General features: G+C 42.2%; 26 protein-coding genes and 1 riboswitch. Of the genes, 22 read left to right on the forward strand and 4 right to left on the reverse strand.

What is annotated here, in order from left to right; all coding sequences use genetic code 11:
* Nucleotides 1-514: 514 nt before the first annotated feature.
* From CZ434_RS00855 to CZ434_RS00865, 3 genes are read right to left on the reverse strand one after another with little or no spacing between them, the layout of a single operon-like run.
* On the reverse strand, nucleotides 515-1,027 hold the full coding sequence (locus CZ434_RS00855) for a GNAT family N-acetyltransferase (protein WP_077621341.1): 513 nt from the start codon (nucleotides 1,025-1,027) through the stop codon (nucleotides 515-517).
* 3 nt (nucleotides 1,028-1,030) lie between these two features.
* Entirely contained in the window at nucleotides 1,031-1,900 is an 870-nt protein-coding gene (locus CZ434_RS00860) for an ATP-grasp domain-containing protein (protein WP_077621342.1), read from the reverse strand.
* Nucleotides 1,901-1,909: 9 nt separating this feature from the next.
* Entirely contained in the window at nucleotides 1,910-2,800 is an 891-nt protein-coding gene (locus tag CZ434_RS00865; RefSeq protein ID WP_077621343.1) for an ATP-grasp domain-containing protein, read from the reverse strand.
* 120 nt (nucleotides 2,801-2,920) lie between these two features.
* Here CZ434_RS00865 and CZ434_RS00870 point away from each other — a divergent pair, with 120 nt between their 5' ends.
* Both CZ434_RS00870 and CZ434_RS00875 read left to right on the forward strand, forming a co-directional pair.
* Nucleotides 2,921-4,204 carry a bifunctional folylpolyglutamate synthase/dihydrofolate synthase gene (locus CZ434_RS00870; protein WP_077621344.1) on the forward strand — a complete coding sequence of 428 codons (1,284 nt, stop codon included), beginning with the start codon at nucleotides 2,921-2,923 and terminating at the stop codon, nucleotides 4,202-4,204.
* 85 nt (nucleotides 4,205-4,289) lie between these two features.
* Nucleotides 4,290-5,996 carry a GGDEF domain-containing protein gene (locus CZ434_RS00875; RefSeq protein ID WP_179107139.1) on the forward strand — a complete coding sequence of 569 codons (1,707 nt, stop codon included), beginning with the start codon at nucleotides 4,290-4,292 and terminating at the stop codon, nucleotides 5,994-5,996.
* A gap of 43 nt (nucleotides 5,997-6,039) precedes the next feature.
* On the opposite strand, the gene CZ434_RS00880 is transcribed toward CZ434_RS00875, so the two are convergent.
* Entirely contained in the window at nucleotides 6,040-7,176 is a 1,137-nt protein-coding gene (locus CZ434_RS00880) for a prepilin-type N-terminal cleavage/methylation domain-containing protein (protein WP_077621346.1), read from the reverse strand.
* A gap of 62 nt (nucleotides 7,177-7,238) precedes the next feature.
* Here CZ434_RS00880 and CZ434_RS00885 point away from each other — a divergent pair, with 62 nt between their 5' ends.
* From CZ434_RS00885 to CZ434_RS00980, 20 genes are all read left to right on the forward strand, one after another.
* Nucleotides 7,239-7,706 carry a type IV pilus modification PilV family protein gene (locus CZ434_RS00885; RefSeq protein WP_179107140.1) on the forward strand — a complete coding sequence of 156 codons (468 nt, stop codon included), beginning with the start codon at nucleotides 7,239-7,241 and terminating at the stop codon, nucleotides 7,704-7,706.
* Nucleotides 7,699-8,121 carry a hypothetical protein gene (locus tag CZ434_RS00890; RefSeq protein WP_077621348.1) on the forward strand — a complete coding sequence of 141 codons (423 nt, stop codon included), beginning with the start codon at nucleotides 7,699-7,701 and terminating at the stop codon, nucleotides 8,119-8,121. Before CZ434_RS00885 ends, CZ434_RS00890 begins: the two co-directional genes overlap by 8 nt.
* 33 nt (nucleotides 8,122-8,154) lie before the next feature.
* Complete coding sequence (locus CZ434_RS00895) at nucleotides 8,155-9,780, forward strand: GspE/PulE family protein (protein WP_077621349.1); 1,626 nt, start codon at nucleotides 8,155-8,157, stop codon at nucleotides 9,778-9,780.
* 13 nt (nucleotides 9,781-9,793) lie between these two features.
* A complete protein-coding gene (locus CZ434_RS00900) occupies nucleotides 9,794-10,831 on the forward strand; it encodes a type IV pilus twitching motility protein PilT (protein WP_077621350.1) in 1,038 nt (345 codons plus the stop codon).
* 2 nt (nucleotides 10,832-10,833) lie between these two features.
* Nucleotides 10,834-12,042, forward strand: coding sequence for a type II secretion system F family protein (locus tag CZ434_RS00905; RefSeq protein WP_077621351.1), 1,209 nt, complete (start codon nucleotides 10,834-10,836; stop codon nucleotides 12,040-12,042).
* Nucleotides 12,043-12,099: 57 nt separating this feature from the next.
* A riboswitch (cyclic di-GMP riboswitch) is annotated at nucleotides 12,100-12,182 on the forward strand.
* A gap of 15 nt (nucleotides 12,183-12,197) precedes the next feature.
* Nucleotides 12,198-12,596 (forward strand): competence type IV pilus major pilin ComGC, encoded by a 399-nt coding sequence (locus CZ434_RS00910; protein WP_077621352.1) that lies wholly within the window; start codon nucleotides 12,198-12,200, stop codon nucleotides 12,594-12,596.
* A gap of 68 nt (nucleotides 12,597-12,664) precedes the next feature.
* Nucleotides 12,665-13,420 (forward strand): prepilin peptidase, encoded by a 756-nt coding sequence (locus CZ434_RS00915; RefSeq protein ID WP_077621353.1) that lies wholly within the window; start codon nucleotides 12,665-12,667, stop codon nucleotides 13,418-13,420.
* A 13-nt stretch (nucleotides 13,421-13,433) separates the two neighbouring features.
* A complete protein-coding gene (gene pilM, locus CZ434_RS00920; RefSeq protein ID WP_077621354.1) occupies nucleotides 13,434-14,405 on the forward strand; it encodes a type IV pilus biogenesis protein PilM in 972 nt (323 codons plus the stop codon).
* Between the two features lie 14 nt (nucleotides 14,406-14,419).
* On the forward strand, nucleotides 14,420-14,983 hold the full coding sequence (locus CZ434_RS00925; protein ID WP_077621355.1) for a hypothetical protein: 564 nt from the start codon (nucleotides 14,420-14,422) through the stop codon (nucleotides 14,981-14,983).
* Entirely contained in the window at nucleotides 14,980-15,555 is a 576-nt protein-coding gene (locus tag CZ434_RS00930) for a hypothetical protein (RefSeq protein WP_077621356.1), read from the forward strand. Before CZ434_RS00925 ends, CZ434_RS00930 begins: the two co-directional genes overlap by 4 nt.
* 164 nt (nucleotides 15,556-15,719) lie before the next feature.
* On the forward strand, nucleotides 15,720-16,625 hold the full coding sequence (locus CZ434_RS00935; protein ID WP_077621357.1) for an SPOR domain-containing protein: 906 nt from the start codon (nucleotides 15,720-15,722) through the stop codon (nucleotides 16,623-16,625).
* A gap of 182 nt (nucleotides 16,626-16,807) precedes the next feature.
* Nucleotides 16,808-17,374: a Maf family protein gene (locus CZ434_RS00940; RefSeq protein WP_077621358.1), complete on the forward strand. Its 567-nt coding sequence runs from the start codon at nucleotides 16,808-16,810 to the stop codon at nucleotides 17,372-17,374.
* Between the two features lie 81 nt (nucleotides 17,375-17,455).
* The gene (gene radC, locus CZ434_RS00945; RefSeq protein ID WP_077621359.1) at nucleotides 17,456-18,145 is read left to right on the forward strand and encodes a RadC family protein; all 690 of its coding nucleotides are present in this window, start codon (nucleotides 17,456-17,458) and stop codon (nucleotides 18,143-18,145) included.
* A gap of 232 nt (nucleotides 18,146-18,377) precedes the next feature.
* Nucleotides 18,378-19,418 (forward strand): rod shape-determining protein, encoded by a 1,041-nt coding sequence (locus CZ434_RS00950; protein WP_077621360.1) that lies wholly within the window; start codon nucleotides 18,378-18,380, stop codon nucleotides 19,416-19,418.
* A gap of 13 nt (nucleotides 19,419-19,431) precedes the next feature.
* Nucleotides 19,432-20,313 carry a rod shape-determining protein MreC gene (gene mreC / locus CZ434_RS00955; RefSeq protein WP_077621361.1) on the forward strand — a complete coding sequence of 294 codons (882 nt, stop codon included), beginning with the start codon at nucleotides 19,432-19,434 and terminating at the stop codon, nucleotides 20,311-20,313.
* On the forward strand, nucleotides 20,310-20,849 hold the full coding sequence (mreD, locus tag CZ434_RS00960) for a rod shape-determining protein MreD (protein ID WP_077621362.1): 540 nt from the start codon (nucleotides 20,310-20,312) through the stop codon (nucleotides 20,847-20,849). The genes mreC and mreD overlap by 4 nt, the downstream gene beginning before the upstream one ends.
* Nucleotides 20,850-20,980: 131 nt before the next feature.
* Nucleotides 20,981-21,667 carry a septum site-determining protein MinC gene (gene minC, locus CZ434_RS00965; protein WP_077621363.1) on the forward strand — a complete coding sequence of 229 codons (687 nt, stop codon included), beginning with the start codon at nucleotides 20,981-20,983 and terminating at the stop codon, nucleotides 21,665-21,667.
* On the forward strand, nucleotides 21,660-22,457 hold the full coding sequence (gene minD, locus CZ434_RS00970; protein WP_077621364.1) for a septum site-determining protein MinD: 798 nt from the start codon (nucleotides 21,660-21,662) through the stop codon (nucleotides 22,455-22,457). The genes minC and minD overlap by 8 nt, the downstream gene beginning before the upstream one ends.
* A 131-nt stretch (nucleotides 22,458-22,588) precedes the next feature.
* Complete coding sequence (locus CZ434_RS00975) at nucleotides 22,589-23,365, forward strand: M23 family metallopeptidase (protein WP_077621365.1); 777 nt, start codon at nucleotides 22,589-22,591, stop codon at nucleotides 23,363-23,365.
* Nucleotides 23,349-24,221: a site-2 protease family protein gene (locus CZ434_RS00980; protein ID WP_077621366.1), complete on the forward strand. Its 873-nt coding sequence runs from the start codon at nucleotides 23,349-23,351 to the stop codon at nucleotides 24,219-24,221. Before CZ434_RS00975 ends, CZ434_RS00980 begins: the two co-directional genes overlap by 17 nt.
* The last annotated feature ends 8 nt before the right edge of the window (nucleotides 24,222-24,229 follow it).

Below are 24,229 nucleotides of genomic sequence, written 5' to 3' on the forward strand. Positions count from 1 at the left end.
AAATTCAGAAAATTCTAACAGCGAAGGCAGAACACGAAGACTCCTCGAAAATACAAATCGATTTTCTTCGTGCGATGTATTGCTGACGAAGCCTTCCTTATCCTGTGGGAACAGCAAAGGTCTTCGATGGGACGAGTAACCGCAGTCCCAAAAGGTCTTCGATGGGACGAGTAACCGCAGTCCCAAAAGGTCTTCGATGGGGCGAGTAATCGCAGTCCCACGATTCTGAAGACCCCGCTTGATGGGTCTGCGTCTTCCAGTTAAGCTTTGTAGCAAATTCCTCGACCCATGGTTTTCGGTGGGACGAGTAATCGCAGTCCCAAAGGGAGCAGGGAAGCTTATTCAAAGTAGTCCCCTGGCTGAGGTCGTGCCCGCGGAAAGCGAAGTGTTCTGCCGCAGCGAGTACATAAGCTTAACCTAAAATCAGAACAAGAATAAGCTTCAAAAAATAGAATTGTCACTATGTCGCAGTTTGCCTCTATTATAAATCTAATTAGTTCACAGTGAACGAAATTTAGGCCGGAAGAAAAATCTTTAAATCCTTCCATCCATAAGCTATTTCTTTCACACCCAATTCCTCCAGTAATTTTTCATCTACGAATTCAGGCCGATAAGTTTCATAAAATCTGCGAGATGGATTATCTTTTAATACCCAGACCATCAAGGAATTATTACCTGCTTCTATCAGATATGCGGCAAGTGCTTTGACGAGGCGGTGGCCCAGTTTTTGTCTCTGATATTCTTTCAGCAAATAAAGACTGTAGATTTCAGCGTCATAATCATACTGATTCGTACGTTCAATTCCTCCGTTAATGAAACCGACAATACCATCTTTTTCCGATTCAGCTACAAGTAGGATTTGATTGGTAGTTTGTAGTCTTTCCCGCCATTTTTGTTCGCGATTTTTGATGGAGAGGTTCTTAAGGATATCTTGAGCAATGATCCCTTTATAAGTCGATTGCCATGATTCGACGCTGACCTGGGCAATATCCTTTGCATCATTGATTGTTGCCTGTCTGATATGCATTCTTTATCTCTCCTTCTGTTTTAACTTTTCCTCTATGTATTGTACATATTTCTCCAGAATATTAACGGAACTCACTTTACTCAATGTCCTGCTTCCGACAACATCTTCAATTTCATTGAAGAGAAGGTTTCCATCCTTATCAAATAAAAAATCGATTCCAACCATGCCGAATTCAAAGTGATCGACAATCTTTCTGATCATTTGTATCTCCGGTTTAGTTAACGAATACCAGGTTGCAGAACCACCCAACTTGTAATTGGCGCGAAAGTCACTTTTGTTCTCTCTGAGGACCGCCCCGACAATTTCTTTACCCACGATGAACACCCGAAGGTCTTTTCCAGCTTGTACGTTAACAGGCTGCACAACAAATTCCTGACCATCTGTTTCCTTCATGTATTTTTCCATGTCACTCTGTTGTTCAATGAGAGCCACTTGTCTGCCGCCTCGCCCTGACACGCTTTTAATAATAAAAGGTACAGTCGCAGGCAATTCTTCATCCAGCAGGGTTTTCGGGGCAAATACGCTGTCCAACATTGGTATTTGCAACATGCTTAAGTGCATATGCGTCAATGCCTTATTATTGCAGATATGTGATACAAGAAAGGAATTAAATACCTGGATACCCATCATTTCAAAATGAAGATTTAAGGTGGGTTCCACAACACGTACTATCACAAAATCCGGGGAAATCGGTGTTTGTCCATTCTGCTTTACTTCCGTTTGGTGATTGAAAATCCCGATTGATAAATCTTCACGATAGACAAGTTGCAGCTGTATGTGTCGTTTCCGGCATTGATCGATAAACCAATCTATATAGCTTTTATTCGATTGAGCGTCTTCCTTGTTATAGATTATCCACCCAGAATAGTTCACATTTTTCCCTCATTTCTGTGTGTGGAGCACATATTCTATTATATGTTCTGCTACATTGATTTTCGTGCAATCATAAATATTACGGATATGTGCATTGGAATTAACTTCGCAGACAACCGGTCCATCAGGTCCGAACAGTAAATCGACGCCTGCGAAATCGGCTCCGGCAGCTTTGGCTGCGCGAATGGCGAGATATTGTTCCTCTTTTGAAGGTTGATATGGTTCCATTTTGCCTCCTGCGCTAACATTTGCACGGAAATCTGATAGCGATGTTCGAAGCATCGATGCCACTACTTTATTGCCAACTACGTTCAGTCGGACATCCTTTCCGCGACTGCTTGAAATAAACTCCTGCAACACAAATGGTCTGTCTTGTATCTCTTTGATTTTATCCAGCATTTCCTTGGGAGTGTCGAGTAAATATACTTGTTCTCCGAAAGAACCGTAAGCTTCCTTCAAAATTAGTGGAAAATGAAGTGATTTGCCGGCATTCAAAAAAGTCTGTTGATCAATCTCCGCTGCCCCCGGAAAAATTTTTGGTGCCGCAATTGTTTTTGGAATAGGCAGCCGGTCGGCAGAAAGGGCTTGGTAAGTCCGGATTTTATCGTCACACAATTCGATAGCTGAAGCTGAATTGTAAACTGGAACGTCTAAAGCTTCTAACTGTCTTGCAAGGTGGATATCTTTATCTCCAAACAGCACAAAGTCCGGAAGATTTTCTTTCTTCATGCTATGGAGGCCCAAACCATCACTCGAATAACTAGATAATAAATGGTTGTTTGGAACAATCTCTGCATGGACATTCTGTTTTTCAGCAGCTTTCTGGAGCCATTCAGCAAAGTCACGGAATTTCGGTCCTTTTAGATGCCCGTTGTAAATAATCCAACAGTAGTTCGCCATTGAAAAAACCTCACTTAGTAAAATGATTAATTTTTAGTATGTAGAATTCTTTTCTAGTATAATAAAGGCTTATGAAAGAAGATACCATAAACTTGTTTGAGATAGAGGGGTGGCAGAAGAATGTTTGAATCGGTTGCGCAAATTGCTGAATATTTACAAGATAGGAATAGATTCGGCATAAAACCCGGCCTTAAAAGGATGGATCAAATGCTGGAGTTCTTTTCCAATCCGGAGAAAAAGCTGAAAGTAATACATATTGCTGGTACAAACGGCAAAGGGTCGACGCTGACTTATATCAAATCAGCCCTTGTGGAAAATGGATTGAAGGTCGGGGCATTCACGTCTCCAAGCCTGGAAGGTATTAGAGGTCCGTTTCAAATCAATTTTGAAAAAATACCGGAACAAGAACTTATTGATGTAATGAACAAACTGCTCCCTTGCATAGAGACACTGGATGAAATGGGGGATCAGCCCACTGAATTTGAAATACTTGTCATGATTGCTGTTCTTTACTTTTCAGGGAAGACGGATGTAGCTGTAATCGAAACAGGAATGGGTGGGGCCGAAGATTCAACCAACTCCCTCGAACCAATTTTATCCATCATAACGAATGTGGAAAAAGACCATTCCGAATTTTTAGGTGACACTTTTACACAAATTGCCCGACATAAGGCGGGAATCATCAAAAAAGGCGTCCCTGTAATCACTGGCAGCCTTAACGAAGAGGCAGAAGAAGTCGTTGACAGAACAGCAAAAAAACAAGCAGCACCCTTATACAAATATGGGGAAAGCTTCGCTATTCAGCAGAACATCAACGAGGAAGGCGCCTTCCGATATTGTTCCGACAAATTGCATCTGAACCAGGTGACTTTGTCGATGAAAGGGGAACATCAGGCTGTAAATGCATCGTTGGCTATTAAAGCTGTCGATTTTCTGAGTGGAATGTTTAAAATAGATATTTCCAAATACATGGAGGGTTTGTCTAAAGCCGTTATTCCTGGAAGGTTTGAAAAAGTGCATGACGATCCGGAAGTAATTGTAGACGGGGCCCATAACCCGGCAGGCATTAGAGCTTTCCTGCAGACAGTAGCTCAACATTATGGGAACAGAGAGAAACACGTGGTTTTCGCTGCTTTTAAAGATAAAGACTTAAATGAAATGCTCGAACTTTTAACAGCTAATTTCCCACAAATCACTTTGACCACGTTCGACCACCCAAGGGCAGCAACAATAGAAGATATGAAAAAAACAGACAGCGCATTTCCGTTTAATGAAAACCCGGATTGGGAAGAAGTACTTCAGCAATCAATGATAAATAAAACAGGTAAAGTCATTTTCGTATGTGGTTCACTGCATTTTATAAAAAATATCAGGAAATATTTTGAAATTATCAAATACTTATGATACTTTTAAATAGTCAAAATAATAAGTCTTAAGACCTAGCGGATAATGGGCCAGCGTCAGGCTGCGGGGATGGGAGTTGTTAATGGTGAGGAGTAATCAACAGATTTCACTGTGGCTTGGTTTAATTCTAATATGGCCGGTATCAATTTTTATCTGCTATAGGCATTTGTCGACAGAAATGGACGGGCTATGGATGCATTTATTCGTTTTTGGCCTGTTGATGTGCGCTGTCGCCCTGTTCCCGATTGTCATAAATGACACTCCTATTTTTTTTGTCAATGGTATAAGTCTTGCCGTATTTATTTATTTTGGCGTCTATGCCGAAGCAATCTTGACACAGGCCGCGATCCTTTCCCTTCTCGCAAGCCTTCGTCTTGAAAAAAAAGAGCTTTACCGGATTCCAGTCAATTTGTTGATGTTTCTGTTTGTCTCGTTTGTGGCTGCCATGGTGTATTGGGGTTTAGGTGGCGACCATGGCCCGCAGGTTTTAATTGGCATAGATAACCTTATTCCTGTCATTGGATACATATTTACGGTTTTTCTTGCTAATCAGTTTATTCTTTACCTTGTGACAAGATATGTGTATGGCATCGAAGGGAAATTTCTGGACAGAGGGTTTTTGTGGGAATTCTATACGTTGACTTTGGTTATTCCAACCGGCATCGTTTTATACTTGTTGTACGTGGAAATCGGCCTGTCGGCAGTGTTGTTTGTCGGCATTCTATTTATCATTATTTCCTTTATCCTCAAACTCTACCATTCCAGTCAAAGGGTGAACAACCAGCTCCAAAAGACAAGTGAAATCGGCCATGAACTCACAGCGCAAATGGAAGAAAACGAAGTTATCGATTTATTCAATGAGCGCATTACCGAGCTGCTACAGGTTGATTATATTTTAATTTATGAAAAAATAGAAGATTCACACTTACAATTAAGAAGGTTTATCGATATTGGTCATTTGCATGCTTTTCCGGAGAAGGACAGGCTGATTAAATTTGAATCAATCAGCGGCACAGTTTGGGGAAACAAACGTGGTATGCATTTCCACCATCGCAGACAGTGGAGTGATTTAAATGACAAAGAATTCGATCTGCCGGCGGAAAGCATTCTTTCCCTTCCGATAGAGAGGGACAACGAAGTTATCGGGGTTCTCACCCTCATGTCTAAACAGAAAAGAGCATTTGATAAATACCAATACATGATTCTATCTATATTAACGAATTATCTGGCTGTGGCAATGCTCAATGCCAGCCACTACAAGGAAACAAAACGGAATAGTGAGCGTGATCCTTTGACCAAACTGTTCAACTACCGTTATTTCGAATCATATCTGAGTCAATGGATGGACAATACAACAGACAAAATGGCAGCTGTCATTTTGATAGATATGGATCATTTCAAATCGATCAATGATACTTACGGCCACCAAAGTGGCAATGAAATATTGAAACAGCTAGCTGTAAGGCTCGAAACAATGATTGGTGATAAAGGAATTGTCGCCAGGTATGGCGGGGAAGAATTTATCGTTTTCTTACCGTCTGCCACCCTGCAGCAAGGTCATCTTTTTGCGGAAACGATCAGAGAAGAGATAGCAGAAGAACCATTTTACATAAAAGATCACATCCTTGAAGAGGATGGAGCGGTGAAAGTCGGAATTACTGCAAGTATAGGAGTTGCTTCTTATCCGGAAGATTGTAACAGTCCGGAAGAGTTAGTCCGATGTGCCGACAGGGCGATGTACATTGGCGCAAAGCGAAGGGGCAGGAACAGAGTCGCCGTAATGGAAAAATAAGCATAGGAAAAGGAGGATGTCTGAACGATCCTCCTTTTTGGTGTCAGCAATCTTTTTGGAGTTTGAGCCATTCAGGCTTCTTTTGGGAAAATTCCGATTCTCCTTTGACGCAAAGTGATCCATGACCCCATTCAGGGCTTATTTCTCCCAGGAATTCTGCATTTCCATCTATGATAATTTCGGCCCCTTCCTGGAAGTGCACAGCCCCTGCAAAGAAGCCATGCCCTTTAACATGAAGCTTGGAACTCTGCCCTGTCATTTTGAGTGTTCCGTCAACCCTCAAGCTTCCTGAAGTGGATAATTTCGAGGACTCTTGGATGGTCAAGTCAGATTGGGCATATAGGTTTCTCACAGACATTTGGCTCTGCCCACCCAATGTAGACCTTCCTGTCAGTCTCGCCTCACCGCTAATCGAAATGGAAGATTTAGACCACATATTGGTTGTGCTGTCGCTGTAAAGGTTGTGATGCACCACGATATGTGTGTTTTCCCATGTGGTCAAGCTATCTGGATACCAGACGTTTCCCCGGATGTCCGCAGACTTGCTGCAAAAGTTCAAAGCATCTCCTGTCACCTTTAGATTTGTTTCATATTGACACGAGTTATCATGCTGGTAACCATCTACATGTTCAAAAGAATCGATCGGTGGAAAAGTGATTTTGTCCGTGAATTCATTCCAGTCTTGATAAATTTCGTTTCCCTCATTCTTTTCGTGTGCATCAATAACATAAGATCCAGGATTATCTAAAACGGTATTAATAGAAAACTGCTGCCCATCCTGGTCTGAAAGGGAAAAGACTATATCCATGGAATCGGAAGTGCCATCGATCGACATGCAATTTTCCTGTTCCGACTCAAGTGTTTGTTCCCCGTAGTGCAGCTCAATATCCTGGATGGCTATATTGCCACGGGGGTTAAAGGAAACACCGGCAATGGAAAGCTGCCCATTTTGGTTGATACAAAGCGAATTATCCCCCTTATGGAAGCTGCTCCGCAATGAGCTAACAAGCAAATTTGCCTGCTGTCGCAATCCGACTGAATCTTCCGCTTTACTGTGATAGGCAGTAGTCTGGTAAATAATAGACGATATAAGAGCGATGATTATACCAATCAAGGCAATACCTGCTAGAAGTTCTACCATTGTTAGTCCTCGTTGATTGGAGAATAGGTCTTTCTTCATACAATAAATCCTTTCGGAGTGATATAATGGTCTGTAGTAAAACGTGAAATTTGGTGAATGTCTTGCTTTCAAATCGATACGAAAATATAAACGGATTTACCCTTATTGAAATTCTCGCAGCCATCTCCCTACTTGGCATTGTTTCAATTGCATTTATTCCTTTTTTCTCGAACTTTGCGATATTTACAAACAAAGCAGAAGACAAACTTACAGCTGTGAACATTGCTGACCAGACTGCTTATGAAATCGAAAGAGATGAACAGTTGGAACAGATACTTTCTACAAGGGCTGCCACTGCTGTTTGCCCTGCGACTGATTCGGTATCATTGGAGGAAACAGGGATAACAACTCAATATACTGTCAATGGCAAACAATATTTCCCCAGATTATCTATTTGTCAATCACCCGAAGAGAAAGAAGCTGACTTGTATCGGGCCAAGGTCGAAATTTACCGTTCCAACCAAGATCAGCCGGCGGATTCTTATTTATATACATATTTGAAAGTATCCGGAAGTGAAGAAATTGACTAAGTACTTTAGCGAGCAACGGGGAGCAGCCCTTGTGCTGGTCTTGTTCATCATTACTCTGATGCTGATTTTTTCAACTATACTATTATATCATCTTAATACCTCCGTTGCGCAGTTTGATAAGATGGAGGCTGTTATCCAATCAGAATCTGCAGCAGAAATGGGAGTGGAGTACTACCGTGCTCATGTGGAAAAGATGGTAAATGAAGCGGAAGGAAACCGGTTTGACAAGGCATTATTAGAACAAAGCCTGAACCGGTTTGAAAAAATCGATTTGGATGATTCCACTTTTGTAGAGATAGACCTGACAAGCATCGAAGAACGGACCGATAGTTACATTATTACTTTCCGTGTGAAGGGAACAGCACATGGAAACGAATCAGTATTAGATGACCAAACGATAACTATCAGTTTCTGATCAACTGGATCGATAAAAGGAGTAAAATAACAAATGGCTACTAAAAGAAAATTAGGAGATTTGCTAATAGAATCAGGACTGCTTTCGGAAGTTCAAATCGAAACCTCCTTGTCAGAAAAAAAGACAGGTCAGAAGCTCGGAGATGTGTTGCTGGAAAAAGGGTACATAACAGAGAAACAGCTAATAGAAGTGCTGGAGTTCCAATTAGGCACACCAAGTGTATCCTTATACCGTTACCCTGTTGATCCATCTGCTACCGTGCTTGTTGATCAAGAATTTGCTCGAAGAAACTTGGTGGTCCCGCTGAATTACAAGGATGGAGTATTGACAGTCGCGATGAACGATCCGATGGACTATTTCACGATAGATGATCTGGAAATCTCCACAGGATTGCGGATATCCCCAGTAATTGCAACAAAGGACGATATTCTTCAGGCGATCAACACTTACTATCATCGAAATGACCGTGAAAAAAGACCTGAGACGGATAGTAATGAAGAAGATGGATCAGCGGTTAAATTGGTTGATCAGATACTTCAAACTGGACTGGCATTAAAAGCGAGCGATATCCATATGGATCCTGGCGAAGAGAATGTAACGGTAAGGTACCGCGTTGACGGGTCTTTGAAAACGGACAGGGTATTCAGTAAAAGTGTCCAAAACTCTCTGATTGCCAGAGTGAAAATAATGGCCAACTTGAATATCACGGAAAACAGGCTGCCCCAGGATGGAAGAATCAGGACGGAGGTTGATCAAGTGCCGGTGGATTTGAGAATATCGACACTGCCTACCGTGTTCGGAGAAAAAGTCGTCATCAGGCTGCTGGATCTTGAGAACGTATTGAAAAGCCTCGCCGATTTGGATATGGAACATATCAATTATCAACGGTTCCAGCAATTGATTGAACAACCTTCAGGATTAATATTGCTTACCGGTCCTACTGGTTCAGGTAAGTCTTCTACTCTGTATGCCGCAATCAATCATTTGAACCAAGAGAATGTGAATATCATCACAGTGGAAGACCCTGTTGAATACCAATTAGAAGGAGTAAACCAAGTTCAAGTAAACCATTCAATCGGACTTACATTTTCAAAGGGGCTCCGTTCCATATTAAGACAGGACCCCAATATTATTATGTTGGGAGAAATAAGAGATTCCGAATCTGCTGAAATAGCTGTCAGGGCTTCATTGACCGGCCATCTAGTATTTAGTACCCTGCACACGAACAGTGCGGTTGCAGCCATTCCCAGGCTGATCGACATGGAAATCGAACCATATTTGGTCGTTTCTTCCTTATCCGGTATTATGGCACAGCGGCTCGTGAAAAAAATATGCCGTGACTGTAAAACAAGCAGGAAACCTACAATAATGGAAAAAGACTTATTCCAAAAACGCGGTCTGAATGTTGAACAGGTATTCATTGGGAAAGGGTGTGACAGCTGCAGGCATACCGGCTATAGAGGCCGGATGGCTATCCATGAGCTGTTGGTTGTTGACGATTCAATCAGACAAATGATGATGAATTACCAATCGATTTCCAGTATCAAAAATTACATAAAACAGAATGGAATGAAATTTCTCATAGACGACGGACTTGCCAAAGCTGTCGAGGGCCAGACGACAATCGATGAAGTACTGCGAGTGGCGATAGAAGATTAGGGGAGGAAAAAGTGTGAGTAAATTAGATATATTGCTGGAAGCGGCTTTTCATCAAAAGGCTTCGGATATTCATCTAACCGTCGGGACGCCTCCGGTTCTGCGGATCAATGGAAAGCTTAGCGAACATGGCGATACAGCCCTTCGGCCGGAAGATACAGTAGAAATGGTCCAAACAATATTGACAGATTCACTTTGGGAGGAGCTGCAGCGTAGTAGGGAGCTCGATTTGTCCTATGGAATTCCTGGTGTTTCCCGTTTCAGGATCAATATCTATCACCAGCGCAGCTGCCTTTCCATGGCGATCAGGGTCATCCCCACGCAAATTCCCTCATTGGACGGTTTAGGATTGCCTGAAACGCTTAAGAACATAGCCGGGAGTACGCACGGCCTTGTATTGGTTACAGGACCGACAGGGAGCGGAAAAAGCACGACATTGGCAGCCATGATCGATTATATGAACAATCAAATGTCCAAGCATATAATCACTTTGGAGGATCCGATTGAATACCTGCATGCGCATGGACAATGTATTATCGATCAGCGGGAAGTAGGATTCGACACCCTTAACTTTCAGAATGGCCTCCGTTCTTGCCTGAGGCAGGATCCTGACGTGATTTTGGTCGGGGAGATGAGGGACTTGGAAACAATATCGACCGCGATTACCGCTGCTGAAACAGGGCATCTTGTTTTGGGGACCCTTCACACAACAAGTGCTGCGGCTACTATGGACCGGATCATCGATGTATTTCCTGCCCATCAAAAAGGACAAATTAGGATTCAACTTGCGAATGTTTTACAAGCGATTATATCGCAACGACTCTTCCCGACCGCAGATCACAATTCAAGAAGAGCAGCAACCGAGATTTTATTGAATACTCCCGCTATAAAGAATTTAATAAGAAATGAAAAAATGCACCAAATCCCGAGCTTTATGCAGTCATCCAAAGAATTAGGCATGCACACAATGGAAATGGATATCAAACGGCTGCTTGGCCAAGGAACCATCTCGAAAGCTGACGCGCTGCCATTTCTAAGTGGAAGGGCAATTTAGGTATGACATCCTTTCAATACAAAGGCAGAACCGAAGAAGGAAAACTGAAGCAAGGGAAGATTGCCGCCGAAACCAGGCAGGATGCATTGTCAATTTTGCACAGGAAGGGCTTAACAGTATTTTTCATTAAAGAGTTGAAGGGGATTCTTCATAAAGAGATTAATATACGACTAAGCAATAGAATAAAAACAAGGGATTTTGTCCTGTTTTTGCGGCAGTTTGCCACATTGGTAGAAGCTGGTATATCGCTGGTAGAAGCAACAGGGACTCTCTCGGAACAGACTGAAAGCAAACAATTGAAACATGCACTGCAACAAGTGAAAGATGAGTTGGAAGAAGGAACATCTTTATCAGAAGCCATGGGGAAAAATCCGGCGATATTTCCGAAACTTCTGGTTAACATGGTGCATGCTGGCGAAATAAGCGGGAGCCTGGATGAAATCCTGGACAGGATGGCTGCTTATTATGAGAAACAATACAGGCTCACCCAAAAAGTGAAAACCTCCTTGGCATACCCGCTGGTTATCGGTACAATTGCTTTCCTGGTGACAATGTTTTTACTCATATATATTGTCCCGACGTTTGCTGACATGTTTGTATCGTTCGGGGAAGAGATACCTTCATATACAGCGTTTATTCTGAATGTCAGCAGTTTCTTCAAGGCCTTTTGGTGGATGATCGTCCTTATGGCAATCTTAGGAATCTTTCTATATAGGTACCTAAACGAAAAGGAGAATTTCCATTACCACATGGATCGGATGTTCATGAGACTGCCAATATTCGGTAACTTACTGAAAAAGTCCGCGTTGGCAAGGATGACGAGAACGTTGAGTTCGTTGCTTAACAGTTCAGTACCGATCATTCAATCCGTGCAGATTACCGAACAAGTAGTCCAGAATCGGGTTATCAAAAAAGTGTTGAGTGATTCGCGCGACTCTTTGGAGAGAGGAGAATCCATGGTCGGCCCGATGGCAAACCACTGGGCATTTCCTCCCATGATAATCCAAATGATCCAAGTCGGCGAGAAATCGGGATCGATGGATGAAATGCTCAAAAAAGCAGCTGACTTTTATGAAGAGGAACTCGACCAGGCGGCCGAGAAGCTGAAATCATTGATCGAACCGCTGATGATCGTCTTATTGACTGTGGTAGTAGGAGCCATAGTGATGGCGATTATCATACCGATGTTTTCCATTTTTGAAAGTATATAATTTTGTCACTTTATGTTAGTGAATTCAGAAATAGGGTATAGTATAATCGGACTAGATAAATAGCAGGATGTGATGAAGGGTTTTCTCATTATGGGCACTTGGAGGATCCGGAGCAAGTAGTGCAACCGACTGTGCAAAATGAGAGGAGTACATATATGAGTAAGAAGTTTAGCAGTCTATTAAAAAACGAACGAGGTTTTACTTTGGTAGAATTGCTCGCAGTGATTGTAATTTTGGGCATCATTACGGCAATAGCAGTACCAGGCATCGGCAAAATAATCAGCAATGCGGAAGACGATGCCAAAGAAGCGCACATAGCTCTAATCGAAGAAGCTGCCCGACTAAAGCATATAAGTGAAGGAACTCCAGAAACTGCCACTTATGCTGTTTCTGATTTAATTAGTGATGGTTACTTAGAAGAAATTGATAGTGAGAAATTACCTAAAACTGGTAGTGTTACGGTTACAGTTAGTACGGACGGAAAAACCAGTTACGAATATAGCTCAGAAACCGTTGTTGAAGAACCTGCTGATGGAAACGATACTAATTCCTAATAATAAAAATTAAACCGGAGAAAGAGGTCCCAACATGGGATCTCTATCTTTTACAGGAGAATACATACATGCAGTTAATCTATCTAGCTTATTTTTTTTTAATCGGATTGATTTTTGGCTCTTTTTTTAACGTAGTCGGTATCCGGGTGCCAAAAGGGGAACCATTCGGAACGGAAAGGTCGCATTGTCCCAATTGCCACCATCAACTTACCTGGAATGAATTGATTCCGCTCTTCTCTTACCTGTTCCTCAAAGGCAGATGCCGTGAATGCAGGCAGCCTATTTCCTCAGTATATCCCTTCGTAGAATTATTGACAGGACTCTGCTTCGCGTACAGTTATCACCATTTTGGGTTTCATGTCGAGCTTGCGTTTTCTATATTGCTTATATCCCTGCTGGCTGTCATTATGGTCGCAGATCTCCATTATATGCTGATCCCCGATCGTATTTTGCTGTTTTTTCTTCCCGTGTTCATTATTTATCGAGTTTTCGTACCGCTAACACCCTGGTGGTCCTCCATTTTAGGCGGGCTTATCGGTATTTTCCTGTTGGCTGCGATTATTATGGTCAGTAAAGGCGGAATGGGAGGAGGCGACATGAAACTATTTGGATTGCTAGGCATCGCTATCGGTTATAAAGGAGTACTGATTGCTTTCTTTTTGGCCACCATTTATGGATCAGTGATCAGTGGTATACTATTAGCGTTGAAAGTGATCAACCGAGAGAATCCGGTTCCTTTTGGACCTTTCATTGCTGCAGGCACCATCACTGCGTTTTTCTTTGGAGATAATTTGTTCGGATGGTATTTAGCGACTTTTTTCTAAGAAGGTGACTTCTGTGTTAAACAATAATAAAAAATATATAAACATGAACATAAAAGACCACGTAATCCGTTATACTGTTGCACGCCAACCGGAGTTGGACTCCATTAGCGACCACGGAGAAGCGTTTTTCTCCGAGCAAGTAATGGAAGACGGAAAAGTACTGAATGAGCGACAACTCCAGAAGATGTTGGACAAGTTGGTGAAAGATAAGAATTGGAAGAACAGCCAGCTCCGTTTCTGCGTTCCTGACGCGGCTATCACGATCAGGGAGCAGCTTGTACCGGCGACTTTGGCAAAGTCAGAAATAAAAAGCTATCTTCACATGGAACTTGAGGAGAAAAGAAACCTCCATCTCCCTTTCGCAAATCCTGTAATCGACTTTGAAATACTCGGGAAAGAGGATGGACTGCTGCGGATTCTGTTATTCGCTTATCCAAGAGAAAGAATTGATCATCTTGTAAGCATTTTTAAGAAGTCGGGGTTAAAGCCTGTGGTGGCTGACATCTCTTCTTTAAGCCTATATCGGTTGTATCACCATATTCAATTGATTGAAGGGAAGGAAAATCTGCTTACTGTTCAATGTGACAAAGATGCAATGGTTTTGACTGCCTTTAACGAAGCAAAGCCTGTCTTCACTCGGAATATCCGTTCCTCGCTCTCTAGGAGTTCCTGGACCTGGCAGATTGGTGAGAATGAATTAACTTGGTCAGGTGAACAGATGGAAGTAGACCGTTATCTTGAAGAACAAGTAATTACAATCGGGAAGTTTTTGGATTTCTATCAGTTTTCCGTTATGGATGGAACAGACAGAATATCCAAAATCCTTCTGTCAGGAGACTATCCTTTCCTTAAAGAATTAAAAGACCAATTGAAGGAACAGCAGGACATTGACATTCAATGGCTGGGAGAAAAAGAAGATATCCTGCCCCTACCACTGAAATATGCGGATATACTTGGGCTGGCCATCAAAAATAGAAAAAGCTGACAGGGGTGAAGGGAATGGTCCCGGAAATAAACTTATTGGAAGAGAAGCCTAAAAAAGACGTCACGTTCCTGTTTATTACGGCGGTTTTAGTGGTTTTGATATTGTCCTCAACCTTGATTCTGTTATGGCAGCGTGATGTCTATCAGGTGGAGTTAGAGAATGCACTGACAAGAATCGACGATATAGAAGCGAGCAAGCAAGAGTCGTTGGAAAAAACCAGGGAGTTGGAGCAACAACGGTTTATGCTTGGCAGTCAAATCGATGCAATTGAAACAACGTTGTTTCCTTCTTTATCGGTAATGGAAAGGCTTATAGACTTGATACCGGAAAAGCTCGAAGTGAAAAATTATCAGTACGGGCTGGGAGAGCGCCTGAAGTTAACGGTCCGGTCTGACAGTATGGAAGGGATTGCCGAATATACATATAGCCTTGAAAACCAGGAGTTCATTAACAATTTACTGGTAACGAATGTTATAAAAGAAAATGGCGTGGATAAGAAAAAAAATAAAACATACACTGCCGACTTCCAAATGGAAATCAATGAACGGTACTTGATGGAAGAAGGTGGAGAGCAATGATACTAAGATGGACACGTCTTCGCCTTATTTTACTTGCAGGTTGTCTGCTAATTGTTCCATTAGCCTTTATTTCAGGCTGGCAGTATTATGTCAGTCCTCTTAAAAGCGAAGCGGAACAGGTTGTAGTGTCTTTGAAATCAGTTCAAACAAGCACAAAGGGCAGCGGTGCGGCAGAACAGAAAGATGATTCCGTTGAGAATTTCCGAATGCTGCCGGCTGACAGGAAAACAGACGAAGTGCTGACTATGTTATGGGAAATTGAATCGGGAACGAAAAGCACGATTGAAAATATTTCTTCGATTGAGGATCATGATTATTTTTTGGAAGAATTAAATGGACCTGACTTAAGCGGATTGAAATCATTGAGCTATCGAATAGATGTGACGGCGTCGGATTACAAGGCAATGACGTCTTTTTTAAAAAAAGTAGAAGAGAGAGAAAGATTGATCAATATAGAGCGTATACAATTCGGGGATACAACTGAAGAAAACCTGAATTTCTCTATCATTTTTCGTACTTTTTATAATGAAAATTTTCTCCCTTTGAGTAATTTATCCACTGATCCTTCGTAATTCTTTAATGGGTAATTTATCCATTTTTGAATATTTAGCGTCTTTTTGATGAAGCAAGAGGATTTATGGAGAAATGTTGAGACCTGCCGAAGACAATTCTCGTCTTACTTTTTACCACCGTTGTGATAGAGTGAAACAAATCCTTTCAGAAACGGGGGAAATTAGTGGACAAGCATAAATCAATTACCATTCGTTTAGGAGATAAAAAGGTTTTGGGACAGGAGGAAGACAGTGAAGAAAACCAATTACCTGAAATCTATCAGGAACAAGCTGCAGCATTAGAGGCTAGCATTAATACAGACAGTTCTTTGGAAGAGGATGAATTGGAGACACGGGATAAAATAGAATATCGGATCCCCCCTAAAAAGAGAAAACTGTCGCCCCTTTTTAAGGTCTTTTTATTTGCTGCAGGTTCTGCTCTCCTGATTGGAGTTACGTTGGGTTTTATCATGTTGCGTTTGTTTGCGGGAATTGATAGTGCAGACAAGACGGCTGACAACTCATTGTCCGGGACTGCAACCGCAAGTGACTTAGCTTCGGACGCGTCAAATCAGGAGTTCATGATACCGGCCCTTAGTGCGTTCGTCATCCAGGGCGGTGTTTTTTCTACATTGGAAAAAGCGGAGGAGTATCAGCAATTGTTCGCATCTTCCGATTTTCCTTCGATAGTGTGGAAGCGCGACGGCCAGTTTTATCTATTTGCCGGAGCAGCAGCGACAGAACAAGCCGCCAAAGAAGAGGCTTCTGCTTTAACAGCAGCAGGAATTGATGTGTATGTAAAAAAATGGGAGACGGATGAATCAGCGATGACTGCTGATAATAATGAAGAACAATGGCTTAGAGACTTCGCAGAACTATGGAATGAATCAGTTGTTTCTCAGTCAACGGTGACCGGCAGTCAATGGATAGCTTGGGCAGAATCCAATCCAGACTCCAACAAGGAAAAGTTTGTTCAATTGGAGGAGGAAGCATTGAACCTGGCTGAGACTATGGAGGGAAGTAGTACTTCCTCCATCCAATATTCCCTTTTGAAAATGTGGAAACAAATGGAATCGCTAAAAGCAGAGTAGATTAACTATTCTGCTTTTTATTTTCTTTAAAAATAGAGCAGGTGTTTATTGATTTCTTCTGTTATCGATTCTTTTTTTCTCCTCAGAAAGAACAGGGAAAGAGCTTTTTGTCGGTTTGTATTCAAAGCGAGAATTCTGTAAGATATTGTTACCCGATTACTAGCAGGAAGGAGTTGCCATACATGAAACGACTTATTTTGGCTTCCGGCTCACCACGGCGCAGGGAATTACTGCAGCAAGCTGGTATCCCGTTTTCAATTCGGAAACAAGAAATTGATGAAGAGGCAGTCAGAGCCGACAGCCCAAGACAACTTGTCGAAAAATTGGCGAGGTACAAAGGGGAAGCGATACAAATAGGTGATGAGGAAGTTGTTATTAGCGCTGATACGGTTGTCAGTTATAAGGACAAAATTCTCACTAAACCACATTCCAAAGAAGAGGCTATGGAGATGCTGTCGCTTTTAAACGGCAAGCAGCATGAAGTACAGACTGGAGTGATGATTCGTACCACACAGATAGAGGAGGTCTTCTCTGTTGAAACCAAGGTTCTTTTTTGGGAACATCGGCAAGAGGATTTGGCTGCTTATGTGGAAACTGGAGATCCTTTCGATAAAGCAGGCGGTTATGGCATCCAAACAAGGGGAGCTTTCTTGGTGAAAGAGATTGCCGGGGACTATTATAATGTAGTTGGTCTCCCCGTCTCCCTCGTGATCAGGAAACTTAAAGAGTTCGGTATATTCCCTGTATGAGCGGTGATTGGCCGGTAAGGAGTTTCAACCTCCTGACATAGCTTAGATAGTTGGGGAAATGGATGAAAGGTTGATGATCAAATGTCTGAGCCGGGAGTGAAGTTCAAAAATGTACCAAAACAGGACAGGCCGAGGGAAAGGCTCATTGAAATGGGCCCTCCATACTTGTCCAACCAGGATTTACTTGCCATTTTATTGGGGACCGGAACGAAAGAAGAGTCTGTCATGACATTGGCTCAAAGGGTTTTGATGCATTTCGAAGGACTTAGACTGCTGAAAGATTCCACCATCGAAGAATTGACCGCCATTAAAGGAATAGGAAGCGCTAAAGGTGTCCTGCTTTTGGCAGCCATCGAATTTGGAAAGAGAATGCATTGTTTCAAGCCGGAAGAAAGGTATGTAATCCGTAGTCCGGAAGATGGAGCGGATTATGTTATGGAAGAGATGAGACAATTGAATCAAGAACATTTCGTCTGTATGTTTCTTAACACGAAAAATCAGGTTTTGCACCGTCAGACAATATTTATCGGTAGTTTGAATGCCTCGATAGTCCATCCCCGCGAAGTTTTCCGCGAAGCTGTAAAACGGTCCGCTGCATCGATCATATGCGCCCATAACCACCCTTCAGGAGATCCCTCGCCATCACAGGAAGATATTCATGTTACCAAACGTTTGTCGGAATGTGGTAAGATGATCGGGATAGAACTTTTAGATCACTTGGTTATCGGTGATCGTAAATTTGTCTCTCTAAAAGAAAAAGGCTACCTGTAACACTATCTATTTTTATTTTTTTTTCGTATAATTGGATAGACAGACTTCAAAGTCAGCGCCATTTTCAAGAGTTTATCTTGCAATTGGCGCTTCTTCTCATGGAAGCCGGAAGCGCCATCCGGCTGGAATGGCAACTTGCAGACAGATTTTATTGCAAGTTTGATTGGTAATGGATATAGTTAAACATACAAATGAAAATTATAATGAATTGTGTTGGAAAGGGAGATATTTTTTGGGAAGATTCAGTTTATCACAGGACTTAGGTATAGATTTAGGAACGGCGAACACGCTTGTTTTTGTTAAAGGGAAAGGAGTCGTCGTCAGAGAGCCATCCGTAGTTGCCAAAAACAATTCTACTGGTGATATCGAGGCGGTTGGCAGTTCAGCGAGAAACATGATCGGCCGTACTCCGGGGAATATCACGGTTATACGTCCAATGAAGGATGGAGTTATCGCTGATTATGATACGACAGCAGTGATGATGAAATATTACATTAAGAAAGCACAGAAAAACCGTTCAGCATTTGCCAAAAAACCGAATGTGATGGTTTGTGTGCCTTCAGGTATTACGATGGTGGAAGAAAGAGCGGTTATAGACGCAACCAAACAGGCCGGAGCGAAAGATGCCTTTCCGATAGCGGAACCTTTCGCTGCTGCAATCGGGGCAGGACTTCCGGTATGGGAGCCTACGGGGAGCATGATTGTCGATATCGGCGGAGGGACGACGGAAGTGGCGATTATATCGCTTGGCGGTATTGTCACGAGTCAGTCCATCAGAACAGCTGGAGACGAGATGGATGATTCCATTATTCAATATATAAGAAAACAATACAACTTGATGATTGGTGAGCGATCTGCAGAATCAATCAAAATGGATATCGGCTCGGCCGGTGCCCAAGTTGAAAAAGAAGAAATGGATATCAGGGGCAGGGACTTGCTGACTGGTCTCCCTAAAACCATTACGATCAACTCAGATGAAATTGCCGCTTCCTTGAATGACACGGTAACTTCGATTGTAGAGGCTGTCAAAAATACATTGGAGAAAACTCCGCCGGAACTTGCTGCGGATATCATGGATCGCGGAATCGTTCTGTCAGGTGGCGGTGCCCTCTTGAAAGGACTTGACCAGGTGATTAGCGATGAAACGAAAATGCCTGTCTTCGTAGCGGAAGAGCCATTGGACAGTGTCGCGATAGGTACGGGAAAATCCCTGGAATATATTCAGCATTTCCGGTCTCAGCCAAATGTATCCAACCGTTCGACCATGAAATAAGTAGGTGTAATCAATGTCTTTTTTTCGAAGAACTCGGCTGTTTATCATTTTAATAGGAATAATAATACTTGTTGCTTCGATAGGATTTTCTTTGCGGGACCGGGAAGAACTCACTACCGCGGAAGAATTTTTGAAAGATACGACAGGCTGGCTGCAAAATATTGTCCACCGACCGGCACAGTTTACAAGCAACATCTTCAGCAACATTGATGAAATACGGAATGTATATGAAGAAAATCAACTATTAAAAGAACGACTTGCCGACAATAAAAGTTTGTTATATGAAATTCAAGAACTGAAACAGGATAATGAGGAATTAAGAAGTACTTTGGATAAAACCGAATCGATAACCGACTATGAGCCTATACAGGCAAGTGTTATAGCGAGGAGCCCTGAGCGTTGGTTCAAGGAAGTGACTATAAACAAAGGAAAGCAGCATGGTTTAGAAGTCAACATGGCGGTTATTACCGGTGAAGGAATGATTGGAAAAGTTCAGTCTACTTCCGAATTCACCTCCACTGTCCAGCTACTAAGCGGGTTTGACCGTTCCAATCGTATATCCGTGACGGTTTCACAAGAAGAAAATGAGAATGAGACCGGCTTTGTTATTGGGTACGATGAGGATAGGGAAGCACTTATGTTGAAACTTAATTCCTACGACTCCGAAATTGAAGATGGATCATTGGTTGTTTCGTCTGGAATGGGCGGGGTATTCCCAAGAGGTCTGGAAATAGGTACAATAGAAGAAGTACAACCTGATCAGTATGGACTAACACAAATGGCCTATGTGACTCCTGCGGCCAATTTAGAAGATATGGACCATGTGATAATCGTCAACCGAACAGTAGTTCAACCTGAAGAATCAGCGGATACGACAGAGGAGGATGAACAATGAGAAGGTTTTATCTTCCTCTCATCCTGCTGGCACTGCTGATTTTCGAAGGAGTGGCACTTGATTTTCTTCCTGATTCCTTGACTGATGGGAAATGGATGATTGTTCCTCACTGGGTGCTTGTTTATCTTGTTCTGATCACCGTTTTTTATGACATGGAGCGTACATATTTTTCCGTACTATATGCATTGATTTTCGGCCTTGTTATCGATATTGCTTATACGAGTGTCATAGGCGTCTATATGTTCATTTATGCGTTGGTGGTTTACTTGGTCCATGGGTTGAAAAAGCTCCTCCATACTAATTTCTTCGTCGCATTATTGTTGGTTGTGATCGCCGTTGCACTAGTTGATACAGGTTTATATATTATCTACTCCTTTATAGGGATGACCATTTTTTCCTGGTCGGAATATCTCTTGGTTCGCTTGATGCCTACGGTGTTGGCGAATCTGTTGTTCTTTTTGATTCTCTACCCGATTACGAAACCCAAACTGGCAAAATGGTCCACGGCACGTTTCGATCAGACGAACAAGCTATAATCATAGTTTCATAACTGATATAGAATAGAAGTACCTGTTCTTATTTGGATAACTAGGCAGCTTAAAGTAAAGTATCATTTTTCGAGCAAACCAGATTTTATTGAAAAAATAACTTTTGAGGTGAACGTATCGTGGCAGGCAGCAAGCAAGTAGTAACGATAAAAGGAACGCGTGACGGTCTTACGCTTTATATAGATGATTCTTGTTCCTTTAACGAATTATTACATCAGTTGGATCAAACGTTGTCCACAAACCATGTCGATGAAGAGGAACCGATGATTACGGTGTCCATTCAGCTTGGCAATCGTTACTTACACGAATCACAGGAAGAGCAGTTAAGGGATTTGATCCGAAATAAGAACAAGCTGGTCGTCCAATCCATAGAATCCGATGTAATCCCGAAAAGGCAAGCGCTTGAGTGGAAGGAAGACAGTGAAGTGAAAGTGATCAACAAAGTCATCCGTTCCGGACAAGTTGTAGAAGTGAAAGGGGATTTGCTCCTCGTCGGGGATGTAAACCCTGGTGGAAAAATCGCTGCAAGCGGAAATATTTTCGTAATGGGGAATCTCCGTGGCATCGCCCATGCAGGGTTGCATGGAAATAGGGATGCGGTGATTGCTGCAGCATTTATGAAACCAACTCAATTACGAATTGCAGATTACATCAGCCGTTCACCTGACTATGAGTCAGATGGCGTTTATATGGAGTGCGGTCTTATAGATCAGGAAAAAGAGAAAATCATCATCGACCGCCTCCAGGTTCTTTCGCAAAAACGACCGGATATTAGCGGGTTTGAAAGGAGAATGATACATGGGTGAAGCGATTGTTATAACTTCAGGTAAAGGCGGTGTCGGCAAAACGACGACTACTGCCAACCTAGGAACTGCTTTGGCGCTGCTCGGGAAAAAGGTTTGTTTGATCGACACCGACATTGGTCTAAGAAACCTTGACGTTGTTATGGGATTGGAAAATAGAATTATTTATGACATTGTCGATGTTATACAAAAAAGATGCAAACTGAAACAGGCATTGATCAAAGATAAAAGATTTGATTGCTTATTTCTGCTTCCAGCTGCACAGACCAGCGACAAATCTGACCTCCATCCTAAAGGAATGGAAGAAATCGTAGCGGAATTAAAACAAGAATACGATTATATTCTCATTGATTGTCCTGCCGGTATTGAGCAAGGATATAAAAATGCAGTCGCGGGAGCTGACAAAGCACTGGTTGTTACCACACCTGAGAAATCAAGTGTGCGTGATGCTGATAGGATAATAGGTTTACTTGAGAAAGAAGATATTGAACCTCCTCACTTGATTGTCAACAGAATTAGAAACCACATGGTCAAAAGTGGAGATATGCTTGATGTAGATGAAATAGTTCAAATTTTGTCGATTGAACTGCTCGGCATCGTGGTAGATGATGAAGAGGTAATCAAGGCTTCCAATCATGGGGAACCCGTTGCCTTCCACCCAAATACCAAAGCATCGATTGCGTACAGAAATATTGCAAGAAGGATTCTGGGAGAGACTGTACCATTACTATCCTTGGAAGAGGATAAAAGTGTATTATCCAAAGTGAAAAAGTTCTTTGGAATCCGTTCCTAGACTTTCTTAGCCAGCTTATTAGTTATCCCCGGTCTTAAAGGCCGGGGTTTTTTGTCGGGACAAACCTTCCGCATAACCTGCCTTATTCGTACATAGACTTGTACAAAACATATAAGAAGGAATGACGCGGGATGAAAAAAGATGTCAGCCAAGTTCGCAAAAGTATTGCTAAGAGAAAGAGAGAAAAGTCCATCAGCTCTGTTACCTCATTTAAACAGGAGGCCCCTGATTTTAAAAACTCCTTCCCACAAGACGAAGAAAAGCATGGTTACCTACCATTTTCAACGGAAAATTACACAGATTCATCTGACATTAAAGAGAAGTTTACCGCCAATCTCGTCATGAAAAGCATTCTGGCTGGAATTCTGTTCTTTGCTATCGCGACTATACACCGGGCTGATATGCCTTGGCTCATACAACCGAAACAATGGACAAGCCAGGCATTGACGGAGGAATTTCCATTTGCATCTGTAAATCAATGGTATCAGAATAAATTTGGCAGCCCGTTGGCAATGACGCCAGACAAGGAAGAGACAGAAGACCAGCCGGCGGCACTGCCTGTCAATGGTACAGTCAGCCAGTCCTTCCAGGCCAACGGTGAAGGGATACGGATTGCTGCTGATGAAAAGTCCCAAGTAGTGGCAGTAGAAGCTGGAACGGTTATTTTTGCCGGCAATGATTCCGAAACAGGAAAGACAGTTATCGTACAGCATGCAGATAAAAGTAAAAGTATTTATGGATATTTATCGTCGATTGATGTTTATCAGTATCAGTTCATAGATGCCAGCACTGTACTTGGGGAATTTGATCCATCCACAGGAGTGTCAAAGGACATTTATTTTGGCATCCAAAAGAATAATCAATATCTTGACCCAATACAGGTGATACAAGTTGACGAAACTCCGTAAAATGGTTCCAGGCATAAACATCCACCCAATATTGTTTATTTTTGCTGTAACGGCGTTTCTTACAGGAACTATTGTGGAGTTTATCTTGATATTTACAATTGTAATCATTCATGAACTGGGACACTTGTCGATGGCTGTTTATTATAAATGGCGGATAAGAAGGATCAACCTTTGGGTATTTGGCGGAGTGATGGAAACAGAAGAACATAGCTGCAAACCGGTTAAAGAAGAGGCTTACATCCTGTTGGCCGGACCACTGCAGCATCTCTGGATTTATATATTGCTTTATGCCTTATCTTATATGGATATACTTCCCCAAGCAATCGTAGATCTCGGTTATTTATATAATACCACCATTTTAGCTTTTAACTTATTGCCTGTATGGCCTTTGGATGGCGGTAAGCTGCTGTTTTTATTGCTGGGGCAATTCCTCTCTTTTCGAAAAGCACACAGTGCCGCTGTGTTTATATCTCTCATTTTCTCCTCGGTGGCGATTTTGCTGTCGTTGATATTGTTCCCATTCACCCTCAGTTCTGTCTTGTTGGCAGGTTTTATATTATGGGAAAATAGATTAGAATGGAAACGTCGCTACTATGTGTTTATGCGGTTTTTATATAAAAGATACTCGACGAATCCAGTCCTTGGCAGGGTCCGGCCTGTTGTTGCTTGCTCTGATGAACAGTTAATCGATGTTTTTTCTCATTTTAAACGGTCGAGCAGGCATCACATATATGTGAAAAATGACAGTAGGTCGCTTTCCTGTTGCTGGATTGATGAAAGAGACTGTCTGCATGCTTATTTCGGTGTGAAACAATACAAGATTACGGCTGGAGAAATAAGCGGACAAAATCATTAAGGATGGAA

Origin of the sequence: Sediminibacillus massiliensis, from assembly GCF_900156915.1 — a bacterium.
Taxonomy (GTDB): Bacteria; Bacillota; Bacilli; order Bacillales; family Amphibacillaceae; genus Sediminibacillus_A; species Sediminibacillus_A massiliensis.